This is a genomic window from Sphingomonas sp. FW306-05-A (assembly GCF_058782275.1).
Window position 1 is genome coordinate 1647970 of record NZ_JBYSXN010000001.1, and the last position, 24804, is coordinate 1672773.

The window sequence follows — 24804 nt, forward strand, 5'->3', positions numbered from 1 at the left end:
GCTTGAGAAGCGTGAGGCGCGGCTCCTAAGCGACACCCCCTACCCTGTCAACAACCGTTTCTGCATCATCCGCAGAAGTCGCGAAACTTGCCGGCCCGCGCTGCGTCAACGTGCCGTGCTCGAACAGGAATCCGGCGATGTCGGGCTTGCCTGCCGCACGGATCACGGTCTGCAGGATAATCAGCAGCGGCACCGCCAGCAGCGTCCCCGCGGTGCCCCAGACCCACGACCAGAAGCTGATCGAGACGAGGATCAGGATCGGGTTGATCGTCAGGCGATGCCCGACGATCAACGGGGTCAGCGCGTTCGCCTCGACCAGATGAAACCCGATCATGATGAACGCGGGCAGCAACGCTACCCAGATGTCCTGGAACGTCATCAACCCGCCGAGCGCGAGCAGCCCCGCCGCCGCGATCGGGCCGAAATAGGGCACGTAATTGAGCAACGCGACGATCCCGCCCCACATCAGCGGATAGGGCATCCCCATGACGTACAATACGCCCGCAATCGCGACACCGAGCGCAAGATTGATGATCGTGATCGTGCCGAGATAGGCGGACGTATCGTCGACGACGTTCTGGATCACGCGCGCGGTCGCCATCGCGCCGCCGAAGCTCGACCGGCTGGTGATCGTGCGCTTGCGCAGCCGCGTCCACCCGGCGAGGAAGAAGAACACCACCAGCACCCCGAAGAACACCTGGATGATGACTTGCGGGGCCGAGGTGGCCGCCAGCTCTAGGATCGAGCTGGGCGGTGTCACCGCGGTCGTCTGCGGCGATTTGACGGGGCCGGACGCGGCAAGGTGCTGCACCGTCCGGTTGAGATATTTCTCGAGGCTCGAATACAGGTCGATCAGCGGCGCGATGTTCATCTGGATCCGGTCGATCCGTTCGGGCAACCGCCGGAAGAATTCGGTCGCCGGCACGATGATCGCCGCCAGCGCGACGTTTGCCGCGACGAGGAACAGCAGCACACACACCAACGCCGCCAACGCCGACGGAACGCGCCGACGCTCGAGCCATTCGAGGATCGGGACGAGCGCGACCGCGATCACCAGCGCCGCGGTCGTCGGCAGGAAGAACTCCGCCCCCGCCTTGAGCGCGAACGGCGTCGCCATTGCGAGCCCCACGCCGGCGGTCAGCGTAAGCGCCGCCAGCAACCGGTCACGGCGGAGCGCAATCCGCGCCTCGTCGTCCGGCTCGCCACCGGATGGTGCCAGCCCGAAGGCGCCTGTAGGGATGTCGTCTCGTTCGGCCATGACCGTGACCGTAGCGCCATTCCGTCGATGCGCAATCAACGGTATCGGCAAGATCGAGGCGATTCTTTGCCGCGTGCAAATCGCCCTGCCTGCGCCGCCGCATAGGCCTGTCTGATCCGGTTCGCACCTTGGAACCTATTGAGCCGGGAAGGCTTTGTTCTCCATATCACCCCATACCTATCTGAAGACCAATGCCCGCAAAACCTGACAGATCCCAATCCCGCGCAACACGGTTGCACCGTGAGGCAATGAACTGCGTGACCTTTGCCGTAAGCGAACGCGATGCGAACCATGCCGCCGAACTGATCGACGAAGCGATTAAATTGAAGCGCCGATCCGAGGAACTTGCGGACGGCGTGGGTGCGAAAGCTGGCTGAATCCTCATCGCGCGTTGACGATCCGACATCTTTTCCCGACGACTTTACCGCAAATTAATGCCTCGACGGTGGCACTGTGTGGCCGCAGCGGCTATCGCCCGACTCGGTAATCCCTGACGCGGGGACAACCACACCGAGTTTAGGGAGTTCATAATGACCGCGCCGTCGATTGCCGTCCTGTTGCCATGTTATAACGAAGAAGCTGCGATCGCGCAGACCGTCGCGGGATTTCGTGCCGCTTTGCCCGACGCCCGGATCTACGTTTACGACAACAACAGCAAGGACCGTACGGTCGAGGTCGCCAAGGCTGCAGGCGCGATCGTGCGCAGCGAACGGATCCAGGGCAAGGGCGCGGTGGTGCGTCGGATGTTTGCCGATATCGACGCCGACATCTACATCATGGCAGATGGCGATGCGACCTATGACGCGGCCTCCGCGCCTGCGCTGATCGCGCGACTGGTCGACGAACAGCTCGACATGATCGTCGGTTCGCGCATCAGCGAAGTCCAGGAATCCTACCGTCGCGGCCATCGCTTCGGCAACGCGTTGCTGACCGGGATGCTGGCGAAGCTGTTCGGCCGGTCCTTCACCGACATCCTCTCAGGCTACCGCGTCTTCTCGCGCCGATTCACCAAGAGCTTCCCGTCGCTCTCGGCGGGGTTCGAAATCGAGACCGAGATCAGCGTCCACGCGCTCGAGCTCAAGATGCCGGTCGCCGAGATTGAGACGCCCTATTATGCGCGCCCCGAGGGTTCGACCTCGAAGCTGTCGACCTATCGCGACGGCTGGCGGATCCTGCGCACGATCCTCGCGCTGTACCGGATCGAGCGCCCCGTGCTGTTCTTCGGCGCGATCGGCGCAGTGTTCCTGCTGATCGCAGCGATCCTGTCGGTGCCGCTGCTGGTCACCTATATGCAAACCGGCCTGGTCCCGCGCTTCCCGACCTTCATCCTCATCTCGGGTTTGGTTATCCTGGGGGCGCTCAACGGCTTTACCGGGCTGATCCTAGACACCGTGGTGCGCGGACGCCTCGAAGTGCGGCGGCTGGCGTATCTGGCGTATCCGGCGCCGGGCAAGCGGGACTGAGGTTTCGCGAGAGCTCGCGCTGGTTGGACAGCGTGAGCCCTTGGCAAGAACATTCCTGCGAGAGCGCCGCATAGCCCGGCAGTTCCGCCGCGGCGCTTGCACCTTCGACTGAATTCCAGCCTTCGCCAGAGTTTTGCGCGAGCCCGTTGGCTGACCCGTCATTTGCTGTTTTCCCGCGAAAGCGAGAACCCAGAGCCAAGCAATACAACAGCTTACAGTTCTTGCGACTCCTGGACTCCCGCCTTCGCGGGAGAACAGCTAGATCCGCAGAGGTCATGCCTTCGCCGGGAAAGCGCCGTTGGTCCCGACCGCCTGATCCCCGATGAGACTAGCGCTCAGCGCCGTCCGGTAGCAGCAGCGACGTCTACGGTGGCCGACGCGCGGTTCGGCAAGACGGCCATGACGCACCGCCGTACCAGCTCGACGCCGAGGAAAAGCGTGATCGCGTAGATCAGATAGTGATAGCGCAGCACCGGCTGGACCATCGCATAGGGCAGCGCGGTCATCAGCACGAGCGCCGCAGGATAGAAGTACCGGCCCCGCCACAGCAGCGCACTGGCCAACGCGCCGATCAACCCAAGTCCCGCGAACACCCATGTCAGCGTGAGCTTCAGCTTCATCGCGGCATTGATTTTGCTGTAGATGTTCCACTGCCATTCCGGCGGGAAATAGAATTGCACGACGTGCCGCAACGAGAGCGCGGCAAACTCGACCGGATGCGCACGGATCCACTGCTTGGCTTCGACGCCCAGTGCGTCGGCATAGGCTCGCTCCCCGCCCATCGCCTGCATCCGGTCGAATGCTGCCTGGCTTTCCTGCGGATGGATCTCCTGCAACCTGTTCCAGAACACCTCGCGCTGGTCTCCGGTGCCGACCGCGGCGGGATGATTGGCCAGCGCCAGTTCGAGCCCCATGTTGCTGCGCAACGGGATGAACCGGCCGAACGCCTCGTAATTGCGCACCGTCCACGGTGTAAGGACCGCCAGCAGGATCACCGCCGCGCTCACGAAATAGGGAAGCCAGGTGCGGATCGGGCAATGCCGGAGCAACCAGATGCCCAGCATCGCAAAACAGGCAAGGCCCGTTGCGGGATTAAGGAAGAACAAGACGCACGCAATGAAGCACGTGATCATCCAGGTCTTCAGTCGCCGATCGGACGCCAGATCCGCATCGAGCACACGCAACAGCACCCAGGCGCTCAGCAGACACGCGAGCGCACCCTCCCAGATGCGGAAGGTCGTCGTCTCGAGTTCCGGGAAGATCGCCGCTACGCAATAGATCGCCAGTGCGCCAAGACGCCACAACGGCGGCGTACCCAGCCTGCCGAGGCACAGGAACAGCAGATAGCCCGTCGCCAGCACCGTCCCGATGGAAAACGCCGCAAGGATCGATTCGGCGATGGGCGATTGCAGGCCGAAGATGCGGTAGATGTGCCCCGCGATGAACGGCAGGATCGGCGTGAAGTGCGTGGTCAGGCCACTGCCCTTGGCAAACACGTCCGCAATCGTGCCGTCCCGCGCCACCGACGCCGCGACATTGAACGCCTCGCCGCTGGCCGAGCGAAACTCGTGCCGCGATACCAGCCACCCCACGCGCTCGATCGCACCGATGACGAGCAGCCCCACGGCCAGTCCGTTTATGTTGCGATCCCGCAAGCCTGCGACCAAGGACATAGCACAAATTCCCGTGTTCTTACTTCGACTACGCCCGACGTGAATCGGACGAAGATGCCATCCCGGATACGCAGGAAGCATCTTGGGGCTCTGTTCTTATCCTCGCCGAGTGCGGTGTAGCCGTCTTCTGTTCTGCTTAGCCGGGCCGATCCACAGACCGAACCGGTCCGCACGAATGCGGCCGACACGACATCGCTGCTAGAATATTAACCATGTGCAGCGCAATACCAAATCAGATCAACTATTCTGACGATTACCGCTCATCCCTCTAGGATTGCGAAGTTTTCAAGTGCGGGATCGGTCAGCATAAGCCCGCTTACCAATTTGCTCAGTCGCGAATGATGAGCAAAGGTACATTCGCGGCTTACCGTTCTCCAAACAGGTCGTTCTGCGCCTTTTCCAGTTCTTCGGCATAGCGGCGACGGACGTGTGACTCCGACAGGATCCCGATCACGTGCCGCGCGCCGTCGATCACCGCCAGTTCGTCCGCGCCGCTTGCATCGAAGCGTTTCATCACGCTGGCGATGTCGAGTTCCGTCGACAAGGCCACGTCGCCGTTGATCGCGATCGATCCCACCGGGGCTTCCGGGTCCAGCCCGTCGGCATAGGCCGCCGGGGTCTGCACGATCCCGGCATAGCGCTGTTCCGCATCCACCAGCACTACCCGGCTCGTCGCCCCGAGCGGAAAGCGCTGACGGAATGCGGCAATGCTGAGCGTGCTCTCGGTCGCACGGGTCTCCCGCCGCATCATCGTGCCGACCGTGAGCGTGCGGATCCACCCGATGTCGCGTGCGCTCTTGATCGTTTCGCCACGCAGATGAAGCCGCCAGGTCGAGAAGGAATAGCCGAACGTCTCGCGCACGATCGTCGAGGACACCAAGGCGGCGGCAAGCACCGCGCCGGTCAGCGCAAAATCCTGCGTCGCCTCCAGCACGAGCATCGCCATCGTCATCGGCCCGCCGACGACCGCCACCGCAAGCGCCGCCATGCCGACCATCGCGGCGTTGTGCGGATCGACCACCGGGTATCCCGCAAGCCATTCCAGCACCCCCGCGAACAGATGCCCGATCAGCGTGCCGAGAAACAGCGAAGCGAAAAACAGGCCCCCGCGAAACCCGAAACCGAGCGAGACGATCGAGGCCGAAGCCTTGGCCAGGAACACCAACGCGACAAACCCGAGCGACGCGCCGACCGCGATATCCATGTGAAGCGCACCATGCCCCGAGGACAGAACTTGCGGCGACCAAAAGGCAATCGGCATCAACACCAGCCCCCCCAGGATCGGCCGCATCCAGTCGGGCACCGGCGTCGCCCGTACGCCCTGCTCGACGATCGCCACCAGCCGCATCAGCGCGATGCCGATCAGCGCACACGCCCCGCCCAGCCCGGCGAACAACAGGTAATGGTGCGTCTCGGCCGGTATGCTCGCGAACGAATCGATGACATAGGGCTGCGCGCCGAACAGTTGCGAGACGAAGACTGCGGAAATGGCCGCCGCCGCGATCGGCGCGATGGCCGAGGGGGTATAGGCCCCGATCACGATTTCGAACGCGTAGAAGGCCCCCGCGAGCGGTGCCCCGAACGCCGCGGCGATCGACGCGCCCGCGCCTGCACCGACCAGATTGCGCAAATCGCTCCGGCGCAATTGCAGCGACGCGCCCGCAACCGAGGCGATCACGCTGCCCATTTGCGCATAAGCGGCTTCCAGCCCGACCGAGGCGCCAAAGCCGTTCGAGATCAGCGTCTGCCCCGATACGACAAGGCTGTCGGAAACCGACATCCGCCCGCCGTGCAACGCATTGGCCTCGACCGCGTCGACCATCCGCCGCCGCTTGCTACGAACACCCCAAGAGAAGATCGACAGTACCGCGCCGCCGACCGGCACCATCGCAAGCTGCGCCCAGGTCAGCGAATCGGTCGCGCTGAGCCGCTGTCCGGTCGGCAAGGCGAACATCCAGTGTTGCAACGTGCGTGCGATCGCACCGAGCACCACCGTCCCCAGCCCTGCCGCCGCGCCGATCGCGACGGCAAGCACGATCAGCGCGAATTCGCTTGCGCGGATGCCCCGGCGCATGTGCGCAAGAGGGAGAATGAGACGCGACCGCCAGGACATGCCGCGCGGTACTGCGCGACCGCGCGTCCGGCTAGCCCCGCCGCGGCATCACGCCGCCACGTCTATCCGATCCGCGAACAAGGCCTTGAGGTCCTTCTTGAGGATCTTGCCATTGGCGTTGCGCGGGAGCGTCTCCGGCACGAAGCGGATCGCGACGGGGGTCTTGAAGATCGCCAGCCGGGCCTTGACCCATTGCTGCAGCTCCGCCTCGGTCGCGGTCTTGCCAGGCGCCAGGTGGACGACCGCGACGGGTTCCTCCCCCAAGGTGCGATGCGGCACGCCGATCAGCGCGCAGTCGGTCACCGCCGGGTGCGCGTAGAGGACGTTCTCGACCTCGGACGAATAGATGTTCTCCCCGCCGCGGATGATCATGTCCTTCGCGCGGTCGACGATATAGACGAACCCCTCCTCGTCCACCCGCGCGAGGTCTCCGGTGCGGACCCAGCCGTCGACGAACGTCTCGGCGGTCGCCTCGGGCTTGTTCCAATAGCCCTTCACGATCATCGCCCCGCGCGCCCACAATTCGCCGACCTCGCCGATGGGAAGTTCCTGCTCGCCCGCTTCGTCCATGATGCGGAGATCCGCGACCGCGACCGGCGGCCCCGCGCTGGTCGGGCGGTTGAGATAATCCTCCCCCGCATGGCTGGTGACGGTCGCCATCGTCTCGGTCATCCCCCAGCCATTGCCGGGCAGCGCGCCGAACTCGGTATAGATCCGCTTGACCAGCTCGGGCGCGGACGGCGCGCCGCCATAAGCGATCGCTTCGAGCGACGAGAGATCGTAGCGCGCGCGATCGGGGTGTTCGAGGATCTGCCACGCGATCGTCGGCACGCCCCCGGTCATATGGACGCGCTCGGTCTCGATCAGCTGCATCGCGCGCACGGTGTCCCATTTGCGCATGAAGACGAGCGTGTTCCCCGCCGCGATCGACCCCATCATCGTCGCCGAGCAGGCGGTGACGTGGAACAGCGGAATCACCATCAGCAGCGTCTTGGGCGTCGGCTCGGGCGGCGTCTCACCGCGCCGCAAGCTCGCACGCGCGGACGAATAGGCCGCCGACAGGATGTTGGTCGTCAAATTGCGATGCGACCCCAAAGCCCCCTTGGGCGCGCCGGTCGTGCCGCTGGTGTAGAAGATCGTCGCGGGATCGTCGGGCGCGACCGCCACCTCCGGCCACGCTGGCTCCGGGAGCGCGGCATAATCATGCGGCGTGCCGATCAGATCCTCCAGTCGCTCGGCATTCCCGCCAAGCGGCGTCGACGCGCGCGCGACGACGATCGTCTCCAGCGCCGGGAAATCGACGCCATGCTCCACCAGCCGCCGATAGCGCTCGTCATCGACGAACAGCATCCGGCATCCCGAATCGGTGATCCCGTACGCCAGCTCCCCTGCGGTCCACCACGCGTTGAGCGGCACCACGATCGCGCCCACGCTCGCTGCCGCAAAGAAGATCACCGGCCATTCCGGCAAATTCCGCATCGCCAGCCCGATCCGGTCGCCCTTCGCCACGCCGCGCGCCAGCAACGCCTGCGCCAGCGCCGCCACGGCGCGCGCATTGGCATCATAGGTGACGCGCTCGTCCTCATAAACCGTGAACACCCGCTCCCCATGCGCCCGCGACGCCGCCGCCAGCCAGCCGAGCGACGGCGGCGCATGCTTCCACACGCGAGTCGGCACACCCTCGACGTCGAGCGTCTCCATCTCGAACTTCGTCCCCGCAGCGGTCAGCGCGGCGGCGGCATCGGCGAGCGTCATCCGGGGCCAGGCCGGGTCGAGCGCGACAAGCGGTTGCATATCCAAGACGACTCTCTCCTGACGTCGCACATTCCCGAAGTTGAAGGTCGGGTTTGCCGCGTGATCCTGTTTCGCACAGGTTAGTGTTGATTTGCGCGCCACTCAAGGCAATAGGGTGGCACGCGTTTCGAATGGGGGGTATGGAAGCCGAGATGAACATCGCGTCACCCGTATCCGGCCGATTCGACACCCGCCGTCTGGCGGCGATCGATGCTTTCCTGCAGGAACGCTACCTCGACACCGGCAAGCTTCCGCATGCGCAGATCCTGATCGCGCAAGCCGGCGAGATCGCACATTTTTCCTCGCTCGGCCCGGCCCGCGAGGGAGAAGCAGCACAGATCGACGAACGCTCGCTGTTCCGCATCGCGAGCATGACCAAGCCGGTCACTTCGGTCGCGTTCATGATGCTCGTGGAGGAGGGCCGGGTCGCGCTCGACACGCCAGTCCACCACGTCCTCCCCGAGTTCAAGGGGGTCGGCGTCTATGCCGGTGGCGGTGGCGGCGTGCCGTTCCAGACCCGCCCGACCGCCGAGCCAATGCGCATGATCGACCTGCTGCGCCACACCGCGGGCCTCACCTACGGCTTCCAGAACCGCACCAACATCGACGCCGCGCACCGCGAGCTCCGGCTCGAAAGCTGGCACGGCAATCACGACCTCGACGGCTTCATCGCCGCGCTCGCCAAGCTGCCGCTCGAATTCTCGCCGGGCGACGCGTGGAATTACTCGGTCGCGACCGACGTCCTCGGCGCGGTCGTCCAGCGCGTGTCGGGCGTGCCGCTCGAGACCTTCGTCCGCGACCGCATCTTCGCGCCGCTCGGGATGGACGACACTTTCTTCCACGTCCCCGAGGACAAGATCGACCGGCTGACCGACTGCTACACCTTCGTGCCGGACAAGGGCCGCATCCTCTACGACCGTGGCGCCGCCAGCGCGTGGAGCCGCGCGCCCAAACTCGTGTCCGGCGGCGGGGGGCTCGTATCGACCGCGCTCGACTATCACCGCTTCTGCACGATGCTGCTCAACGGCGGCGAACTCGAGGGCGCGCGCATCCTCGGGCGCAAGACGATCGACCTGATGACGCTCAACCATCTGCCCGGCGGGTCCGACCTATCGAAAATGTCCAAATCGCTGTTCAGCGAGGCGGCGAATGCGGGGACGGGCTTCGGCCTCGGCTTCGCGGTCAATATCGACGTTGCGCGCTCGATGATCCCCGGCTCTGTCGGCGAATATTATTGGGGCGGGATGTTCTCGACCGCCTTCTTCATCGATCCGGTCGAGCAACTGCACATGGTGTTCATGACGCAAGTCTCGCCGTCCAGCCTGTACCCAATCCGCCGCGAGCTAAAGACGTTGATCTACAGCGCGTTAACTTAAATCTTTCGCTTCCCCGGCGAAGGCCGGGGCCCAGGAGCGCCACCTGAGTTGGTGGGCGCTGCGCCAAGTTACAAAAACCTCCGCGACTGGGCCCCGGCCTTCGCCGGGGAAGAACAGGAGAAGACGATGACCGGCCCGATCACCACCCAGCTCCACGACGACGTCCTCGTCATCATCTCGAACAACCCGCCGGTCAACGCGCTCGGTGCTGCCGTCCGCCAGGGCCTCGAAGCCGGGATCAAGGAAGGCCTTGCCAACCCGCAGGTCAAGGCGATGGTGATCCGCTGCGACGGCCGCACCTTCTTCGCGGGCGCGGACATCACCGAATTCGGCAAACCGATGCAGGAGCCCGGCCTCCCGACGGTGGTCGACATGATCGAGGCCTCGGACAAGCCCGTCGTCGCCGCGATCCACGGCACCGCGCTCGGCGGCGGGTGCGAGGTGACGCTCGGCTGCCATTATCGCATCGCTGTCCCGAGCGCCAAGATCGGCACCCCCGAGGTCAAACTCGGCCTCCTCCCCGGCGCCGGTGGAACGCAACGCCTGCCGCGGATCGCGGGCGTCAAACTCGCGCTCGAACTCACCGCCAAGGGCGACCCGATCCCCGCCAAGCTCGCGCTTGCCGCCGGGCTGATCGACAGACTTGCCAACGAAGACAGCCTCGAGGCCGACGCGATTGCCTTCGCGCGCGAAGTCGCCGACGCAAAGCCCCTGCCCCGGGCGCGCGACAAGGTGGCGCAGGCCGATCCCGAAGCCGTCACCCAGTTCAAGAAGGACAACGCCAAGCGCTTCCGCGGTTTCGAGGCTCCCGCCGCCAACATCGCCTGCGTCGAGAAAGCGACCGACGGCTCCAGCTTCGACGAGGGCATCGCGTTCGAACGCCAGGAATTCATGAAGCTGATGATGGGGGTGCAATCCGCAGCCCAGCGCCACATCTTCTTCGCCGAACGGCAGGCCGCCAAGATCGACGGGATCGACCCGAAGATCCCGCTCCGCGAGATCAAGCGCGTCGGCGTGATCGGCGCGGGCACGATGGGCGGCGGCATCTCGATGAACTTCCTGTCGGCGGGCATCCCCGTGACGATCGTCGAAATGGCGCAGGAAGCGCTCGATCGCGGGGCCGGCACGATTCGCAAGAATTACGAAGCCTCCGCCGCCAAGGGCCGCCTCAAGCCCGAACAGGTTGAAGCCGCGATGGGCGCGCTCACCCCGACGCTCGATTTCGACGCGCTCGCGGACTGCGATCTCATCATCGAGGCGGTGTATGAGGACATGGGCGTGAAGAAAGACATCTTCGCGCGGCTCGACACGATCGCCAAGCCGGGTGCGATCCTTGCCTCCAACACCTCCTATCTCGACGTGGACGAGATCGCCGCCGCCACCAACCGCCCGGGCGACGTGCTCGGCATGCACTTCTTCTCGCCTGCCAACGTCATGAAACTGCTCGAAGTCGTCCGCGGCGCGCAGACCGATGACGATGTGCTCGCGACCGTGATGGCGCTGTCGAAGACGATCCGGAAGGTCGCGGTGGTCGCTGGCGTGTGCGACGGGTTCATCGGCAACCGGATGCTCAAGCCCCGCCAGGTCGAGGCGATGAAGCTGCTGATGGAAGGCGCCACGCCCGAGCAGATCGACAAGGTCCATGTCGCATTCGGCATGCCGATGGGGCCGTTCCAGATGAGTGACCTCGCCGGCGTCGACATCGGCTGGCACCGCGACCCCAACCGGATCGAGAACATCCGCGACGCACTCGCCGCCGAAGGCCGCTGGGGGCAGAAGACCGGCAAGGGCTTCTACGATTACGACGAGAAGCGGAACCCTACGCCTTCGGCCCGGGTCGCCGAGATCATCGAGGATTTCCGCTCGAAATCGAACCTGCAGAGGCGCGAGATCAGCGACCAGGAGATCGTCGAGAAGACGCTCTACACGATGGTAAACGAAGGCGCGCTGATCCTCGAGGAAAAGATGGCACAGCGCGCGAGCGATATCGATGTGGTGTGGATCTACGGCTACGGCTGGCCGGTCTATCGCGGCGGGCCGATGTTCTGGGCGGACACCGAGGGGCTGAAGACGATCGTCGCGGGGCTGGAGAAGCACGGGTTCGCGGTGGCGGAACTGCTGAAGAGCAAGGCGGAAAGCCGCGGCCGGTTCAATGGGTAATGCACTTTCTTCTCCCTCTCCCCGCTTGCGGGGAGAGGGCCGGGGAGAGGGGCAGTTCAGCAGAGCGACCTCTCTGTACTGCCCCTCTCCCGCGCGTCGGCTTCGCCTCGCTTGCCCTCTCCCCGCCTGCGGGGAGAGGGAGAAGTGAAAACCGCCCTCCAAACCGCTGCCGCCATCCGAGCCGGTGAAACCACCGCGCTCGAAGAATGCGAAGCCGCAATCGCCCGCATCGAATCCGGGGACACCGAGATCAACGCAGTCGTAGTCCGAGATTTCGACCGCGCCCGCGAAGCCGCCCGCGCCATCGACGCCAGCCCCAAGAACGACACCCGCCCGTTCCTCGGCGTCCCCATGACCGTCAAGGAAAGCTTCGACGTCGCCGGCCTCGTCACCTGCTGGGGCTTTGAAGAGCACGCCAACTTCGTGCCAACCGAAGACGCCGTCCAGGTCACCCGCCTCAAGCAAGCGGGCGCAATCATCCTTGGCAAGACCAACATCCCCGTCGCGCTCGCCGACCTGCAAACCAACAACCCGGTCTACGGGCGCACCCGCAACCCGCTCGACCAGACCCGAGTCCCCGGCGGCTCCTCCGGCGGCGCCGCAGCAGCGCTGGCCGCAGGCTTCGTGCCGATCGAGATCGGCTCCGACATAGGCGGATCGATCCGCCTCCCCGCGGCCTTCTGCGGCGTATGGGGCCACAAACCAACCTACAACGCGCTCCAATCTTTCGGTCATAACTTCCCGAGAACACAGAGTTGTGGTGTTGCGCTCAACGTCGTCGGCCCACTCGCCCGCGACCCGGACGATCTGGAGGCGCTGTTCGACGTCATGGGCGGCGACGCGCTCGCAAGACCCGCCCCGCGCGGCCCCGGCGACTGGCGGATCCTGCTCCTCTCGGAGCATCCGCTCGCCAAATCGCAAACCGTGATCCAGGCCGCGATCGCCGACGTCGGCAGCGCCTTCCGAGCAGCAGGCGCGCAGGTCGACGATGCCAGCGCACTCCTTCCCGATCTCGTCGCGCAGCACGGCGCCTATATCCACATGCTCGTCGTCGCGATGGCGCGCGGCGCGCCGATGGAAGGCGGGCAGCCGCTCGCGCTCCCCGACTGGTTCACGCTGGTCGACGCGCAGGCCAAGTGCCGTCGCGACTGGACGCGGCTGTTCACGCAATACGATGCGGTGATCGCGCCGATCTGGGGCACCACCGCCTACCCGCACGACGACACCCCGCTGATGACCCGCATCACCGCGATCGACGGGTTCGACACCCCCGCCGGTCTCCAGATGGCCTATCCCGGTCTCGCCACCTTCCCGATGTTGCCTGCGACCAGCGTGCGGATCGGGACCGACCCCGACGGCCTGCCGATCGGGGTGCAGGTGATTTCCGACTATAACCGCGATTTTACCGCGCTCGCTGTGGCGCGCGCGGCGTACGAACTGGTGAGGAGTTGACCCAATGACGCAGGATATCGACACATTCCGCCTCGAAACGCGCGCATGGCTGGAAGCCAATTGCCCGCCCGAAATGCGCCAGCCCGTCCGCTCGGAGAAGGACGCCTGCTGGGGCGGCCGCAACCCGGATTTCCAGCCCGGCCAGAAAGAATGGATGGACGCAATGGCCTCGCGCGGCTGGACCGTCCCCGACTGGCCCGCGGCCTATGGCGGCGGCGGCCTGTCGCCCGCCGAGACGAAGGTGCTGCGCGAAGAGATGGCCGCAATCAAGGCGCGTAACCCGCTCAACTCCTTCGGTATTTCCATGCTTGGACCGGCACTGCTCAAATATGGCACCGAGGAGCAGAAGCTCGATTACCTCCCCAAGATCGCGCGCGGAGAAATCCGCTGGTGCCAGGGGTATAGCGAACCCAACGCCGGTTCCGATCTCGCCTCGCTCGCCACCTCGGCGGAGGATACGGGCGACCATTATCTGATCAACGGGCAGAAGGTCTGGACCTCCTACGCCGAAAAGGCCGACTGGATCTTCTGCCTCGTCCGCACCTCGAAGGAGTCCAAGCAAGGCGGGATCAGCTTCGTGCTGTTCGACATGGCGAGCGAAGGCGTCTCGACCAAGCCGATCCTGTTGATCTCGGGGTATTCCCCGTTCTGCGAGACCTTCTTCGACAATGTGAAGGTCCCCAAGTCCCAGCGCATCCATGAGGAGAACAAGGGCTGGGACGTCGCCAAATATCTGTTGGGCCACGAACGCGAGATGATCTCCGGCATGGGGCTGGCAAGTACCGGCGGTAACCCGTTAATCGAGGGCGCTATTGCGACCGTTGGCCTCGACCATGAAGGCCGCCTCGCTGACCCGCTCCTGCGTGCAACGATCGCCATGTTCGAAGTCCGCGCGAAGGCATTCGGGGCGATGTCCGAACGCTTCATCGACGAACTCAAAGCCGGCCGCGCCCACCCCGCGCAGCCATCGATGATGAAATACTACGGCACCGAGCTGAACAAGAGCCGCCACGAACTCCAGATGGCGGCAGGCGGCTCCGACGCGCTCGAATGGGAGAGCGAAGCCTCGGGGGGCGGTCGCGAGGCGCGCGCGTGGCTGCGCACCAAGGCGAATTCGATCGAGGGCGGGACCAGCGAGGTCCAGCTCAACATCATCGCCAAACGCATCCTGGAATTGCCGGCATAATTCTCCCTCTCCCCGCTGGCGGGGAGAGGGCAAGCGAGCGAAGCGAAGCGCGGAAGAGGGGCAGTCCGCTAACAACATGGGCCGGCGCGAGAGACTGCCCCTCTCCCCGGCCCTCTCCCCGCAAGCGGGGAGAGGGAGAGTATAATGCCGCTGTATCTCAACGAAGACCAGACCGCCCTCCAGGACACGATCCGCGATTTCGTCGCGGAGCAGGCCCCAGTCAGCCACATGCGCGGCTTGCGCGACGCAGACGACGCAACCGGCTTCAGCCGCGACCTCTGGCGCAGCTTCGCCGAGATGGGCTTCACCGGCATCCTGATCGACGAAGCGGATGGCGGCCTCGGGCTTGGCCATGTCGAGGCGGGCGTCGTGCTCGAGGAGATCGGCCGCAACCTGTCGCCCTCGCCCTTCCTCACGACCGCCGTCGCGGCGGTCACGGCGCTCAAGGGCAGCGCGCACGCCGCACGCTGGTTCCCCGGCATCCTCAGCGGCGAAACCGTCGCCGCGCTCGCGATCGACGAGGGCGCGAAGCATCGCGACACCGTGACGCTGATCGCCGAACGATCGGGCAACGGCTTCAAGCTTTCGGGCAGGAAGCAGTTCGTCACGCATGGCCACGTCGCCGACCTGCTGATCGTTGCCGCACGCACCGCTGGCACCGCTTCCGATGCGGAGGGCGTAACGCTGTTCGCGATCCCCAAGGACGCGGCGAACCTGACCGCCACCCCCGAACGCCTCGCGGATGCCAGCATCGCGGCGCGGCTCGCGTTCGACGGCGTCGAGGTCGATGCCGACGCGGTGATCGGCGACGTCGACGGCGGGCGCACGCCACTCGACCGCCTGCTCCGCGCCGGGCGGACGGGCGCATCAGCCGAGTTGCTCGGCGTCGGTGGCGGCGCGATGGACATGACCGTCGGCTATCTCAAGGAGCGTAAGCAGTTCGGCACGCTGATCGGCAGCTTCCAGGCGCTCCAGCACCGCGCGGCGCATCTTTATTCGGAAATGGAAGTCGCGCGCGCAGCGGTACTCAAGGCGCAGCAATTGCTCGATGCGGGCAGGGCGCATGCGGACGAGGCGGTGTCGGTTGCCAAGGCGATGACCGCGCTCGCCACCACGCTGTCGGTGCAGGAAGGTGTCCAGATGCACGGCGGGATCGGGATGACCGACGAATATGACATCGGTTTCTACATGAAGCGTGCACGCGTGCTGGCCGAGATGTTCGGCGACGCGAATTTCCACGCGGACCGGATCGCGCGGGCAGCGGGATACTGAGCGCACCCCTTGCCAAAATGCGCTTCCCCGGCGAAGGCCGGGGCCCAGTCGTGAGCGGGTAGTGGCAGGCGCTGCGCGTCGATAACGCTGGCCTGCGCGACTGGGCCCCGGCCTTCGCCGGGGAAGCACGAGAGAGTGAAGCCCTGTAATGACCGACCCCCAACCCGACGCCGTCCAACTCGCGCAGGACCTGATCGACCTGCTCGACGTCGAGGAGATCGACACCGATCTCTATCGTGGCGCGCGCGGTAACGACGGCTTCGGCCGCGTGTTCGGCGGACAGGTAATCGCGCAGGCGCTCCAGGCAGCGCAGCGGTCGACGGACGCGCCCAAGGCCGCGCATTCGCTCCACGCCTATTTCATGCGCCCCGGCGCGGAGGATCACCCGATCCTTTATCGCGTGGTGCGCGACTTCGACGGCAAGAGCTTCTCGACCCGCCGGGTGATCGCGACCCAGCGCGGCGTGCCGATCCTCAACCTCGCCTGCTCGCTGCAAATCCCCGAGGGTGGGCTCGCGCATCAGGACGCGATGCCTGACGTCCCCCCGCCCGAGGACCTGACCAACGACCGCGACCTTAGGCTCGCGATGATCGACCGGATCCCCGAACGGTATCGTACGATGTTCCTCCGCCCGCGGATGGTCGAGATCCGCCCGGTCTCCCCGCGCAGCTGGCTCGATCCCGTGCCGCACGCGCCGTTCCAGAACAGCTGGTTTCGCGTCGTCGCACCGATCGGCGACGACCCGGCGATGCACCGCGCGATCCTCGCCTATGCGTCGGACATGTCGCTGCTCGGAACCGCGACGCTGCCGCACGGCGTCAACTGGATGATGAACAAGCTCCAGACCGCGAGCCTCGACCATTCGCTATGGCTCCACGAGGATTTCCGCGCGGACGAATGGCTGCTCTACGCCTGCGACAGCCCGTGGACCGGCCATGCGCGCGGGTTCAATCGCGGCAAGATCTTCGCGCGTGACGGGCGGCTGGTCGCCAGCGTCGCGCAGGAAGGGCTGATCCGACTTCGGGAATAGGTTTGGGGAATAAGTGGGGGGGTATTGGCGCGCGGAACACCGGACGGATCGGCAGGTTATCATCGGCGTACCGTTGTATGGAGTATCCGATGTCCGAAGCGCTCAAGCCCCCCGTCGCCTTCACCCCCAATGTCGAGACGACCACCGAAGACGAAAGCGAAACGTCGCAGGGCCTCAACAAGGCGCTGCACGACATTCTCGAGACAACCTCCGAAAACTACGGTCATGCCGTTCGGTCGGTCCATGCGAAAAGCCACGGGCTGGTCGAGGGTACGCTGTCGATCAACGATAATCTGCCGGCCGAACTCGCGCAGGGCGTCTTCGCCACGCCGGGCGAGCATCCTGTCGTGATGCGTTTCTCGACCAACCCGGGCGACATATTAGACGATTCGATCTCCGTGCCGCGCGGACTTGCGTTCAAGCTGCTCGACGTCGCGGGCGATCGTCTTCCGGGCTCGGAGAACGAGACGACGCAGGATTTCATTATGATCAACGGCCCCGCGTTCGCGACCCCCAACGCCAAGCCGTTCCTCGCCAACCTCAAGCTGCTCGCCAAGACCACCGACAAGGCGGAAGGCGCGAAGAAGGTCCTGTCCGCGGTCCTGCGCGGAACCGAAGCGGCGCTCGAGGCGATCGGCCTGCCCAGCCCCGCGCTGCAGACGCTTGGCGGCGCGCCCAACGTCCACCCGCTTGGCGAGACCTATTATAGCGCAACGCCGTTCCGGTTCGGCAGCTATATCGCCAAGTTCTCGCTCGCCCCGGTGTCTGGCAATCTGACCGCGCACACCAAGGAAAAGGTCGACACGCACAACCGCCCCGATGCGTTGCGCGAGGAAATCAACTCTGTGATGACGGCTGGCGACGCCATGTGGGAGCTTCGCGTGCAATTGTGCCGCGACCTCGAAACCATGCCGATCGAGAAAGCCGATGCGGTCTGGGACGAGGCGGAAAGCCCCTTCACGACGGTCGCAACGATCCGCGTAGCCGCGCAGCCAAGCTGGACCGCCGATCGCGCCAAGGCGATCGACGACGGGATGCGGTTCAGCGTGTGGACCGGGCTCGCGGCACACCAGCCGCTCGGCCAGATCAACCGGGTGCGCAAGTCGGCGTATCAGATGTCGTCGGACTTCCGCGCCGACTTCAACCGCTGCCCGATCCACGAACCCAAGGCGCTGCCCGCGCTCGACTGATCAGACCGCGGTCTTGCCATATTCCTGCTTGGTGACGGGGTGGCTGCTCGACAGCCCCCCGTCGACCGCGATCGCTTGGCCGTTGACATAGCTCGCCGCATCCGACGCGAGGAACGCCGCGACCTCGGCGAGTTCCTCGGGTTGGGCACCGCGACGTAGCGGGTTGAGCCGGCCGACCCTGTCGATCTTCCCCGCCTCGCGCGCATAATCGAACGTGGGTTTGGTCATGCCGGTTTCGGTAAGCCCCGGGCAGATCGCGTTCACCCGCACGTTCGATCCCGACAGTTGCTGCGCCGACACCATCGCAAGGTTGATGACCCCCGCCTTGGATGCCGAATACGCCGGCGACCCCGCCCCCGAACGAATGCCGGCGACGCTTGCCGTCAGCACGATCGCACCGCCGCCACGCTCCGCGATCTTGGGGGCGGCATGTTTGATCGCCAGGAACGGACCGATCAGGTTCACCCGCAACACCTCGGTAATCAGCGCCACGTCGGTATCGAACAGGTTCGCCATCCCGCCGGAGATGCCTGCGTTGGCGAACATGATGTCGAGCCCGCCGTAATACTCGCACGCGACCTGCACCGCGCGGACGACATCCGCTTCGTCGCCCGCATCGATCTGGATCGCGTGGGCGGCGCCGCCCGCCTGATCGATCAGCGCCGCGGTCTCATGCACCGTATCGCTTTGGTCGGCGACGAGCACCGATCCACCCTCGCGCGCGAACAGCAATGCGCTGGCGCGGCCGATGCCGGACCCTGCCCCCGTGACGATGATCGACTTGCCCGTGAAACGCTGTGTCATGTACTGGCCTCCCCTAAATCGTCACGCCACCGTCGAGCACGATCGTCTGCCCGGTCATGAAGCTGCTCGCCTGGCTGGCGAGGAAGACGACCGCGCCCGCGATCTCCTCCGGTTCGCCGATCCGCCGCAGCGGTACGGTCTTGTTCGCGGCTTCGATCCGCTCGGGATCCTTCCACAAGGCCCGCGCGAAGTCGGTCTTGATCAGCCCCGGCGCGATGCAATTGACGCGAACGTTATCGGGGCCGAATTCGTGCGCGAGATTGCGCGCAAGCTGCATGTCGGCGGCCTTGGAGATGCAATAAGCCCCGATCAGCGTCGACCCCCGCAAGCCACCGATCGACGACACGATGATGATCGATCCGGCGCGCCGTTCGCGCATTTCGGGGGCGACCATCGTGATCAGCCAATGGTTGGAGACGATGTTGTTGTCGAGGATCTTGCGGAACTGATCATCCGCGATGTCGGATTGCGGACCGTAATAGGGGTTGGAGGCGGCATTGCAGACGAGCACGTCGATCTGCCCGAACGCGGTGCGCGTCGCATCGACGAGACGCTGCAGACCCGCCTTGTCGGAGATGTTCGCCGCCACCGCGATCGCGGTGTCTTCACCGAAGCGCGCATTGATTTCCGCGGCCACGGCGTCGCATGCGTCCTGCTTGCGGCTGGAGATGACGACCTTCGCGCCATGCTCCGCAAGTTCGAAGGCGCTCGCCTTGCCGATCCCGCGCGAGGAGCCGGTCACGATGGCGACTTTTCCCGATAGATCGAATTGCGACATCTTCTTCTCCCTCTCCCCTTCGGGGAGAGGGCCGGGGAGAGGGGCTGTTACAAGCGCCGCGTCCCGATACTGCCCCTCTCCCCAGCCCTCTCCCCTGAGGGGAGAGGGAGTGCTTTAAGCCCCCGCCTTCACCGCGAATGCCCACGCAGCCTCGGCAAGCCGATACACCCCCGCCGCCGACTTCTCGGCCTGCGCGCTCGACGCCGTACCCTCGACGATCCGCTTCTTGATGCCCTGCACGATGCCGGTCAGCCGGAAGAGATTGTACGAGAAATACCAGTTGAGATCGGGCACCCCGTCCCGCCCGGTCGCGGCACAATAGCGCGCGACCATCTCCTCGATCGTCGGGATGCCGGTCGCCGGCCCGGTATGGCCAAGCACACCCGAACGCCCCTCGGGCGCGGTCACCCAACTCATCAGGAAATAGCTGAAGTCGGCAAGCGGATCGCCGAGCGTCGACAGCTCCCAGTCGAGCAACGCGATCACGCGTAGCTCGGTCTTGTGGAAGATCATGTTGTCGATGCGGTAATCGCCGTGGACGATCGACGTCCGCGTCTGCGGCGGCACGGTGCGGCCGAGATAGTCGATCAGCCGCTCGACCGAGTCCATCCGTTCGGTCTCGGACGCGCGATACTGCTTGGTCCAGCGCGCAACCTGCCGCTCGAAGTAATTGCCCGGGCGGCCATAATCGCCGAGCCCAGCGGCTTCAAGATCGGTCGTGTGCAGTGCCGCCAGCGTGTCGCACATCGCATTGTAGATGCCGGTGCGTTCGGCAGGCGCGAAATCGGGAAGCGTCCCGTCCCACAGGTTACGCCCATCCGCGAACCCCATCACGTAAAAGTCGGTCCCGATCACCGACGGATCGGTGCACAGCCCATAAGGCCGCGCCACCGGAAAGCCGGTCGGGTACAGTCCGGCGATCACGCGATGTTCGCGGTCGACCGCATGCGCAGAAGGAAGCAGATTGCCCAACGGCTTGCGCCGCAGGACATAGTCGCCCGAGGCAGCGGAAATCTTGAAGGTCGGGTTCGATTGCCCGCCCGAGAATTTGGCATAGGTCAGCGGGCCTTCGAACCCGGCGACGTTCGCCGTCATCCACGCGGTCAGCCGATCCTCATCGAGCCGGTCCTTGTCGGGAACCGCCATCGTCTGTGGGGCGAAGTCGGTCATGCGAATTCGATCACGGATCGCACCGTGTCCCCGCTGCGCAGCTTGCCCAGAGCGTCGTTGACGTCTTCCAGCCGGATCCGCTCGGCCACCATCGTATCCAGGTCGAGCTTGCCGTCGAGATACAGCCGGACGAGCCGCGGCATGTCGATCGGGAAGCGCGTCGACCCCAGCAGCGATCCTTGCAGTTTCTTGCCGGTCAGGAAGGTCGGGCCGGGAATTTTCACCTCATTGCCCGGCGCGATCATGCCGAGGATCGTCGCGGTCCCGCCGCGCCGCAGGATCGTCCAGGCGAGTTCAGCGGTGTTGGACCGCCCGACTGCCTCGATCGCATAATGCACCCCGCCCCCGGTCAGTGCCGCGACCTGCTTCGCCAGATCCGGCGCATTCGCATCGAAGCTGTGCGTCGCGCCGAGTTTCTCCGCCAACGCGCGCTTCTCGGCGACCGGGTCGATCGCGAGGATCATGCCCGCTCCCGCGATCTTCGCGGCGTTAATTGCAGCCAGCCCGATCCCACCGCACCCGATCACCGCGACGGTTTCGCCGGGCCGCAACTGGCTGTCATTGAAGATCGATCCCGCGCCGGTGATCACCGCGCAACCGAGCAGCGCGGCACGGTCAAGTGGCATCACCTTGTCGATCGCGACACAGGCGTTCTCGTGGACCAGCATCATCTCGGCAAAGGCCGACAGATTAAGGAAAGGCGCGAGCGGCGTTCCGTCCGCAAGGCTCAATCGCGGGTCCGCACCCTTGGGCCGCCGCGTCGACGGATCGACGCACAACGATGGCCGCCCCGTCACGCACATCTCGCACGCCCCACAGAACACCGTGAAGAAGGTGACGACGTGATCGCCAACTTTCAGATGCGCGACGTCCGATCCGACCGCCTCGACGATCCCGGCGGCTTCGTGGCCGGGAACCGTCGGCATCGGATGCGGGAAGGCGCCATCGACGAAGTGCAGGTCGGACCGGCACACCCCGCACGCGACGGTGCGGATCAGCACTTCGCGCGGCGCCGGGTCGGCGATCGCGACGTCATCGATCACCAGCTCAGTCTTGGGCGCGTAGAGGATGGCTGCTTTCACGTCTTCTCCCTCTCCCGCTTGCGGGAGTTTTGGGCCGGATCGTCCCCCGGACGATCCTGAAGCGTGCGGGGCACGCTTCACCCTAAACTGGCCGGGGAGAGGGCAGTCTCTCCACACCGGCCCATGTCTGTTGTGTTGGCGGACTGCCCCTCTCCCCTGCCCTCTCCCCGCAAGCGGGGAGAGGGAGTACCCTAGCGCCGCATCGCTTCCTTCGCCGTCACCGCTGCGGGCAGATCGGCGTATTTGCCGAACTCGTTGCGCGCGATTGCCCGGTTGTGGACTTCGTCCGGCCCATCGGCGAACCGCAACGTGCGCAGCGCCGCCCAATCATGCGCTAGGTGAAAGTCCCCCGACACCCCGCCGCCGCCATGCGCCTGGACCGCATCGTCGAGGATCTGGAGCGCCATGTTGGGGGCCTGCACCTTGATCATCGCGATCTCGAGCTGCGCGGACTTGTTGCCCGCCTTGTCCATCATGTCCGCAGCCTTCAGGCACAGCAGCCGGGTCATCTCGATGTCGATCCGCGCCTTCGCGATGCGCTGCTCCCACACCGACTGGTCGGCAATCCGCTTGCCGAACGCGATGCGGCTGAGCAGGCGCTTGGCCATTGCCTCGATGCCGGTCTCGGCAACGCCGATGGTGCGCATGCAGTGATGAATTCGGCCCGGCCCGAGGCGCCCCTGCGCGATCTCGAAGCCGCGGCCTTCGCCGAGCAGGATGTTCTCGGCCGGCACGCGGACATTTTCGAGCACCACTTCGCCGTGCCCGTGCGGCGCATGGTCATAGCCATAGACAGACAGCATCCGCTTGATCGTCACGCCGGGCGTATCCATCGGCACCAGGATCATGCTCTGCTGGCTGTGACGCGAGGCTTGCGGGTTGGTCTTGCCCATCGTGATCGCGACCTTGCAGCGCGGATCACCGACGCCGGACGACCACCATTTGGTTCCGTTGATGACATACTCGTCGCCGTCACGGACGATGCTGGTCTCGATGTTGGTCGCATCCGAAGAAGCAACGGCGGGTTCCGTCATCAGGAAGGCCGAGCGGATCTCGCCGTGCATCAGCGGCCGCAACCAGCGATCCTTCTGCTCACGCGTACCGTAGCGATGGAACACTTCCATGTTGCCCGTGTCCGGTGCCGAACAGTTGAAACACTCGCTCGCCCAGCCGACCTTGCCCATCTCCTCGGCGCATAACGCATATTCGAGATTGCTGAGTTGCGTGCCTTCGAATTCGAACGTGTCGTCGACGTGGTTCTGCCCGGAATGCGGGGGCATGAAGAAATTCCACAGACCAGCGGCCTTGGTCTTCTCCTTCATCTCCTCGATCACCTGAATGACCTTCCAGCGCTCGCCTTCATGCGCCTGCGCGTCATATTCGGACTGGCGCGGGCGGATCTGTTCGTCGATGAAGCTCTTCACGCGATCCCGGAAATAGGTTTCGCGTTCGGTGAAGCTGAAGTCCATCGCGTCTCTCCAAGGGTGGCCGTTTGCGGCCTTCACCGGCGTTGGGTATACCGTACCGGGTTTTCGGTAAAGCCGCTTCGAGCGGGAAATTGCGGCCCTATGCGGTCAGTCGAAAAAGGACTGTTTCTTCTAAAAGATGCTGGTAAGGTTTCCGGCATGGAGGAAACAGCTATCGAACAGACCGCCGAAGCGGCGGATCCCGGCACCAGCACCAAGCGATTCCGCGCCAAGCGCGATGCGATCCTGGCCGCTGCGGCGGAAGCGATCAACGAACAGAGCGCCAAGGGCATGACCTTCGCCGACGTCGCGCGCCGGGTCGGGCTCAATACAACGAGCGTCACTTACTATTTCAAGCGCAAGGAGGACCTTGCGGCAGCGTGTTTCGAACAGACGCTCGAACGGCTTCAGGCGATGCTCGACGAATCGCTCGCTGAAGCGACGCCCCGCGACCGCGTCGCACGCTATCTTGCGCTCAATTTCGAACGGTTGGCGGCGATCCAGCGTGGCGAGGAAACCGCGTTCGCGATCCTGTCCGATCTCCGCGCGATGGAGGAACCCGTGCTGGGCCGCCTGATGACGGGTTGGCGCGAAGTCTTCCGAAAGACTCGCAGCCTGTGGGGCACGGCCACAACACGCGCCCAGACCGACCTGTTCGGCGCACGCGCGCACGTCCTGCTGGAGAATACGTTCTGGTTGCCGATCTGGCTGGTGCGCTACGAACCCGATCAATTTGCCCGGGTCGAGGAACGCCTGATGGACGTGTTCGCGCACGGCATCGCCGCGCCCAAGGCGCGTTGGAACCCCGAGCTGATCGACCTCGCGCATGACGAACCCGAGCCCGGGCGTGAGGCCTTCCTGCTTGCGGCGACCCGGCTGATCAACGAGCTCGGCTATCGCGGCGCGTCGGTTCAGCGGATCGCGTCGCAATTGAACGTCACCAAGGGCAGTTTCTACCATCACCTCGACGCCAAGGACGATCTGGTGCTTGCCTGTTACAAGCGCAGCCTCGACACGATCGCCGACGCGCAGCATCTCGCCGACGAACGCGGCGGGTCGCAATGGGATCGGCTTTCGGGGACGATCGCGACACTGCTCGACGTCCAATTCTCGGAACGCGGGCCCTTGTTGCGCACGACTGCCTTGTCGGGGCTCCCGGCCGAGGGACGGCGCGAGATGGTCGATCGCTCCAACCGCATCGCGCGTCGCTATGCGGGGACGATCAGTGACGGCGTCGCCGAAGCATCGATCCGTGCGGTCGATCCGCTGATCGCGGCACAGGCACTGATGGCGTTGCAAAATGCCGCGTTCGACATGCGCAAATGGGCCGGCACTATGCCACGCGATCGGGCGATCGCTTATTATGCGTCCACCATCGTGTTCGGATTGTTCGATGATCGCGTGCTGAACACATAACCTACCGCCCATCCTACGCTTCCCCGGCGAAGGCCGGGGCCCAGTCGCGATGGACGTGCCAGGCGGGCGCAGCGTTCGACAACGATCGCTCCGCCCCTGGGCCCCGGCCTCCGCCGGGGAA

The 24804-nt window shown here is 65.1% G+C and carries 18 protein-coding genes; 9 read left to right on the forward strand and 9 right to left on the reverse strand.

From position 1 onward, the window contains the following. Window positions 1–25: 25 nt before the first annotated feature. Window positions 26–1258, reverse strand: coding sequence for an AI-2E family transporter (locus AC3WJR_RS07530; protein WP_354280688.1), 1233 nt, complete (start codon window positions 1256–1258; stop codon window positions 26–28). 530 nt (window positions 1259–1788) lie between these two features. Between AC3WJR_RS07530 and AC3WJR_RS07535 the strand changes: the two genes are divergently transcribed. Then, the gene (locus AC3WJR_RS07535; RefSeq protein ID WP_354280686.1) at window positions 1789–2721 is read left to right on the forward strand and encodes a glycosyltransferase family 2 protein; all 933 of its coding nucleotides are present in this window, start codon (window positions 1789–1791) and stop codon (window positions 2719–2721) included. A gap of 335 nt (window positions 2722–3056) precedes the next feature. Here AC3WJR_RS07535 and AC3WJR_RS07540 read toward each other — a convergent pair whose 3' ends face one another. From AC3WJR_RS07540 to AC3WJR_RS07550, 3 genes are all read right to left on the reverse strand, one after another. Next, window positions 3057–4394, reverse strand: coding sequence for a hypothetical protein (locus AC3WJR_RS07540; protein ID WP_492723562.1), 1338 nt, complete (start codon window positions 4392–4394; stop codon window positions 3057–3059). Between the two features lie 364 nt (window positions 4395–4758). Next, on the reverse strand, window positions 4759–6507 hold the full coding sequence (locus AC3WJR_RS07545) for a chloride channel protein (RefSeq protein WP_492723564.1): 1749 nt from the start codon (window positions 6505–6507) through the stop codon (window positions 4759–4761). Between the two features lie 48 nt (window positions 6508–6555). Further along, window positions 6556–8301, reverse strand: a complete 1746-nt coding sequence (locus tag AC3WJR_RS07550) for a class I adenylate-forming enzyme family protein (RefSeq protein ID WP_492724222.1) — start codon at window positions 8299–8301, stop codon at window positions 6556–6558. Between the two features lie 140 nt (window positions 8302–8441). Here AC3WJR_RS07550 and AC3WJR_RS07555 point away from each other — a divergent pair, with 140 nt between their 5' ends. From AC3WJR_RS07555 to AC3WJR_RS07585, 7 genes are all read left to right on the forward strand, one after another. Further along, window positions 8442–9677: a serine hydrolase domain-containing protein gene (locus AC3WJR_RS07555; RefSeq protein WP_492723567.1), complete on the forward strand. Its 1236-nt coding sequence runs from the start codon at window positions 8442–8444 to the stop codon at window positions 9675–9677. 126 nt (window positions 9678–9803) lie between these two features. After that, window positions 9804–11837 (forward strand): 3-hydroxyacyl-CoA dehydrogenase NAD-binding domain-containing protein, encoded by a 2034-nt coding sequence (locus AC3WJR_RS07560; RefSeq protein ID WP_492723569.1) that lies wholly within the window; start codon window positions 9804–9806, stop codon window positions 11835–11837. A gap of 144 nt (window positions 11838–11981) precedes the next feature. Then, window positions 11982–13289 carry an amidase family protein gene (locus AC3WJR_RS07565; protein ID WP_492723571.1) on the forward strand — a complete coding sequence of 436 codons (1308 nt, stop codon included), beginning with the start codon at window positions 11982–11984 and terminating at the stop codon, window positions 13287–13289. Between the two features lie 4 nt (window positions 13290–13293). Then, window positions 13294–14475: an acyl-CoA dehydrogenase family protein gene (locus AC3WJR_RS07570; protein ID WP_492723573.1), complete on the forward strand. Its 1182-nt coding sequence runs from the start codon at window positions 13294–13296 to the stop codon at window positions 14473–14475. Between the two features lie 144 nt (window positions 14476–14619). After that, a complete protein-coding gene (locus AC3WJR_RS07575; RefSeq protein ID WP_492723575.1) occupies window positions 14620–15747 on the forward strand; it encodes an acyl-CoA dehydrogenase family protein in 1128 nt (375 codons plus the stop codon). Window positions 15748–15895: 148 nt separating this feature from the next. Beyond that, entirely contained in the window at window positions 15896–16777 is an 882-nt protein-coding gene (locus AC3WJR_RS07580; protein WP_492723577.1) for an acyl-CoA thioesterase, read from the forward strand. Window positions 16778–16866: 89 nt separating this feature from the next. Further along, window positions 16867–17967, forward strand: a complete 1101-nt coding sequence (locus AC3WJR_RS07585; protein WP_492723579.1) for a catalase family protein — start codon at window positions 16867–16869, stop codon at window positions 17965–17967. Here AC3WJR_RS07585 and AC3WJR_RS07590 read toward each other — a convergent pair whose 3' ends face one another. The 5 genes from AC3WJR_RS07590 to AC3WJR_RS07610 all read right to left on the reverse strand — a co-directional run bounded on the left by AC3WJR_RS07590 (window position 17968) and on the right by AC3WJR_RS07610 (window position 23270). After that, complete coding sequence (locus AC3WJR_RS07590; RefSeq protein ID WP_492723581.1) at window positions 17968–18771, reverse strand: SDR family NAD(P)-dependent oxidoreductase; 804 nt, start codon at window positions 18769–18771, stop codon at window positions 17968–17970. It abuts the gene before it with no gap. Window positions 18772–18784: 13 nt separating this feature from the next. Beyond that, window positions 18785–19549 carry an SDR family oxidoreductase gene (locus tag AC3WJR_RS07595; RefSeq protein ID WP_492723584.1) on the reverse strand — a complete coding sequence of 255 codons (765 nt, stop codon included), beginning with the start codon at window positions 19547–19549 and terminating at the stop codon, window positions 18785–18787. A 114-nt stretch (window positions 19550–19663) separates the two neighbouring features. After that, window positions 19664–20719: a phosphotransferase family protein gene (locus AC3WJR_RS07600; RefSeq protein WP_492723586.1), complete on the reverse strand. Its 1056-nt coding sequence runs from the start codon at window positions 20717–20719 to the stop codon at window positions 19664–19666. Next, window positions 20716–21801: a Zn-dependent alcohol dehydrogenase gene (locus tag AC3WJR_RS07605; protein WP_492723588.1), complete on the reverse strand. Its 1086-nt coding sequence runs from the start codon at window positions 21799–21801 to the stop codon at window positions 20716–20718. The genes AC3WJR_RS07600 and AC3WJR_RS07605 overlap by 4 nt, the downstream gene beginning before the upstream one ends. Window positions 21802–21992: 191 nt before the next feature. After that, entirely contained in the window at window positions 21993–23270 is a 1278-nt protein-coding gene (locus AC3WJR_RS07610; protein WP_492723590.1) for an acyl-CoA dehydrogenase family protein, read from the reverse strand. 156 nt (window positions 23271–23426) lie between these two features. On the opposite strand from AC3WJR_RS07610, the gene AC3WJR_RS07615 reads away from it, so the two are divergent. Further along, complete coding sequence (locus tag AC3WJR_RS07615) at window positions 23427–24683, forward strand: TetR/AcrR family transcriptional regulator (protein WP_492723592.1); 1257 nt, start codon at window positions 23427–23429, stop codon at window positions 24681–24683. Window positions 24684–24804 lie beyond the last annotated feature (121 nt).